4 protein-coding genes are annotated in these 3,586 nt (G+C 65.5%); 3 read left to right on the top strand and 1 reads right to left on the bottom strand.

The genetic code is table 11. The features are described 5' to 3' along the window. Positions 1-5 precede the first annotated feature (5 nt). From QL985_RS11845 to QL985_RS11855, 3 genes are read left to right on the top strand one after another with little or no spacing between them, the layout of a single operon-like run. Positions 6-971 carry a tripartite tricarboxylate transporter substrate-binding protein gene (locus tag QL985_RS11845; protein ID WP_290147961.1) on the top strand — a complete coding sequence of 322 codons (966 nt, stop codon included), beginning with the start codon at positions 6-8 and terminating at the stop codon, positions 969-971. Next, complete coding sequence (locus QL985_RS11850) at positions 968-1,558, top strand: tripartite tricarboxylate transporter TctB family protein (RefSeq protein ID WP_259905558.1); 591 nt, start codon at positions 968-970, stop codon at positions 1,556-1,558. The genes QL985_RS11845 and QL985_RS11850 overlap by 4 nt, the downstream gene beginning before the upstream one ends. Next, the gene (locus tag QL985_RS11855; protein ID WP_259905560.1) at positions 1,559-3,064 is read left to right on the top strand and encodes a tripartite tricarboxylate transporter permease; all 1,506 of its coding nucleotides are present in this window, start codon (positions 1,559-1,561) and stop codon (positions 3,062-3,064) included. A 50-nt stretch (positions 3,065-3,114) separates the two neighbouring features. Here the strand turns inward: QL985_RS11855 and QL985_RS11860 are convergent, their stop codons facing one another. Beyond that, positions 3,115-3,507 (bottom strand): hypothetical protein, encoded by a 393-nt coding sequence (locus QL985_RS11860; protein ID WP_290147959.1) that lies wholly within the window; start codon positions 3,505-3,507, stop codon positions 3,115-3,117. Between the last annotated feature and the right edge of the window lie 79 nt (positions 3,508-3,586).

A 3,586-nucleotide genomic window follows, 5' to 3' on the forward strand; every position in this document is an offset into this window, starting at 1 on the left:
AGTTCCTGACGTACGGAATCGGAGGTCTGGTAGACATCGGAGCCATCGGAACTGCCACAGCAGGATCGATTGCCTCGGCGTCCGGCGGCAACGACCTGCGAACTTCGCTGACCATCATCGCTCCGGCTGCGGCGGGCGGCGGATGGGACACCGTGGCGCGGGAGATGCAGCAGGCGCAGCGTGCAAACGGGATCGTGAACAACACACAAGTGGTGAACATCCCCGGAGCGGGGGGCACGATCGCGCTGGGCAACCTCGAGATCCTCTCCGGCAAGGCCAACAACCTCATGGTGGGCGGCACAGGCCAGCTCGCTGCCACCATCCAGTACGAATCCGACACCACGTACGAGGATGTCACTCCCCTCTCCGTACTTGTGGAGGAGTATGACGTGATCGCTGTGGCGGCCGACTCCCCGCACAAGACCCTCAAAGAACTCATGACTGCGTGGGTCCAGAATCCGGGCAAGGTTCCGTGGACCGGCGGCGGATCCTTCGATCAGCTCGTGGTGGCGGACATGGCCATCAAGGCGGGTCTCTCCCCCAAGGACATGATCTACGTGTCGTCCGACGGCGGTGGGGAATCCACCCAAGCCCTGCTGAACGGCACCGCGGCAGCGGCCGCCTCCGGATACCCGGACACCATTGACCAGGTGGAATCCGGGCGGCTGCGCGCATTGGCGATCGTGGCCAAGAATCCCGTCCCCGGTGTGGAAATCCCCACCACAGTGGAACAGGGCTACGACGTGACCCTCGCGAACTGGCGTCTGATCGTGGCACCGGGTGGCATCCCCCAGGACGAGAAGCGAGAACTCGAAGCGATCGTGGAGGAGACCATTGCCACACCGCAGTGGCGGGATGCCATCGAGCGTTACTACTGGAACGAGAACGTGATTACCGGGGAGGACCTCACACGCTTTCTGGAAACGGAGAAGGCCCGCATCCAGGGCCTCTACAAGGAGTTGGGACTGTGACAGGAGATGCAACCGGTTCCGCGCCGGCCTCTGCGGCTCAGCCGCGTTCAGCCGAGGGCCGCCCCTCGCTGCTGAGCGATATGGCCGTGCCTCTCGTGCTTGCGGCTTTCGCCACGTACCTGCTGGTGGGGTTACTGAGCATGACCGTTCCAGACTCCGTGGACTTCCCGGGGCCCCGCTTCTTCCCTGCCGTGATCGTGGCACTGATCTATCTACTGGTGACTGCGCAGGCGTTCTCCACCTGGCGCACCCGTGCGAGAAACTCACACGCAGCCACGCCTGGCTCCGGATCCGCCGTGTCGGGCAGCACAGCTACGACCGCGGTCGATGACGCCGCACCTCAATTCTCGTGGCACTCCTTTGCCTGGGTGGTGGGTGGATTCCTGGGATTCGCCCTGACCTTGGAGTTCCTGGGCTGGATCATCGGAGCAGCCATGCTGTTCTGGTGCGTGGCCCGGGGGTTTGGTTCTGGTCGTCCCTGGTTCTCCCTGGTGGTGGGGCTGACGGTGAGCTCCCTGGCCTACATTGCTTTCGACATGGCCCTGGGGCTTTCTCTCCCCTCGGGCGTTCTAGGAGGTGGGTTCTGAATGGAAACCCTGTCCCTGCTGCTCGACGGCTTCGCTGGCGCCCTGACCCTCCAGAACATCTTCTGGGTCGTGCTGGGGTGCTTCCTCGGTACCGCCGTGGGTGTCATGCCCGGGCTGGGGTCTTCCATGGCCGTAGCCCTGCTGCTGCCCGTGACCTTCGCCCTGGACCCGACCGCAGCGTTCATCATGTTCTCGGGGATCTACTTCGGCGGTCTGTTCGGGGACTCCACCATGGGCATTCTCATGAACACGCCAGGGCAAGCCTCCGCGATCGCCTCCACCTTCGAGGGTCACAAGATGGCGCTCTCAGGCAGAGCACCCCAGGCCCTGGCCACCGCCGCCATCGGCGCGTTCATCGGGGGGTTCGTGGCTTCCGTCGTCGTCGTGTTCTTCGCGCCGTTCCTCGCGGACTTTTCCACAAAGTTCGGACCCGCCGAGTACTTCGCCCTGGCCCTGTTCGCCTTCGTTGCCACGTCTTCCGTGGTGACCGACTCCGCGGTCAAGGGCCTGCTCTCACTCGCCTTCGGACTGGGCATCGCCGTCATCGGTATCGACTCCGTCACGGGTATCCCTCGCTTCACCATGGACTCGCCCTACCTCTTCGACGGCATTTCGCTGGTGACCGTGACAGTTGCCGTACTCGCTCTCGGTGAGGTCATCTACTTCGCCACCATCGCACGGTTCAAGTCCCAGGGCGAGATGCTGCGGTCCCAGGGCAGGCCCTGGCTCAGCAAGGCAGAGCTACGGGAAGCGACACCCGCATGGCTGCGCGGCACCGCCATCGGCCTGCCGTTCGGGGTAATTCCCGCCGGTGGAGCGGAGATTCCCACGTTCTTGGCGTTCGGAGCGGAACGCAAACTGGACCGACGACGCCCCGACCCGCAGTTCGGTAAGGGCGCGATCCGCGGACTGGCAGCGCCGGAAGCGGCCGGCAACTCGACCACTGGCATGGCCATGGGGGCACTTCTCGCCCTGGGCCTGCCCATATCCGGCACGGCCGCGATCATGCTCGCCGCGTTCCGGCAATACGGTTTGCAGCCGGGGCCGTTGCTCTTCGAGCGTTCACCGGATCTGGTGTGGTCCCTGCTAGCGAGCTTTTTCATCGCAATGATCGTGCTGTTGATCATCAACCTTCCGTTCGCCATGGTGTGGGCGAAGTTGCTGCTCATCCCGCGCCCGTATCTCTACGCGGGCATCACCGTGTTCTGCGGCCTGGGAATCTACGCCACATCCGGATCCACCTTCGACCTGCTCATGCTGCTGGGTGTCGGCGTCGTGGGATTTTTGATGCGCATGCACGACTATCCGCTGGCCCCCCTCATCATCGGCATGGTGCTGGGCCCTCTGGCTGAGACGAGTCTCCGGGATGCCCTGATCAGCGCGGACGGAGACGCCTCCGTCCTGGTCAGTGGACCCATCACGCTCACGCTCTACGGCGTTCTGCTGATTGTTCTGCTGCTGACCCTGCGGAGCAAGGTCACGAGCCGCACCCGTCGGGACGTCTGACGACGACCCCGCCCCGGGCGGCGTCGTCCCCCGGACGGTCCCGGGGAGGATCAGGGCTGCGGGTCGCGCGCGTCGTAGCGCAGGAAGCCGGGGAACGCGCGCACCAGGAGCAGCACGAGGACCAGGCACACGGCCGCCCCGCCGAGCGCGGCCCAGCCCGGGCCGAGCAGCTGACCACCCGCTCCCAGCACGGCGTCGCCGAGGCGGGGCCCTCCGGCGACGACGACGATGAAGATGCCCTGCAGCCGGCTGCGCAGGGCGTCCGGTGTCGCGGCCTGCAGGATGGTGGTGCGGAAGAGCATGGACACGGAGTCCATGACCCCGGCGGCCACAAGGGTCGCGCACGAGAGCACGAGGGGCCAGGCGGTCTCCGACCCCGCGCCCCCGGACGCGAGCAGCACCACCCCGCCGAACGCCATGATGCAGACCGCCCAGCCGGCCACGGCGGAATTTTTCAAGGTGTTTGAGGCCAGTGGGTGTCAGGCGGCTACCGGTTCGGCGGCGGTTGGTTGGTTGATCCAG

It is taken from the genome of Kocuria sp. APC 4018, assembly GCF_030407675.1.
Lineage (GTDB): Bacteria > Actinomycetota > Actinomycetes > Actinomycetales > Micrococcaceae > Kocuria > Kocuria rhizophila.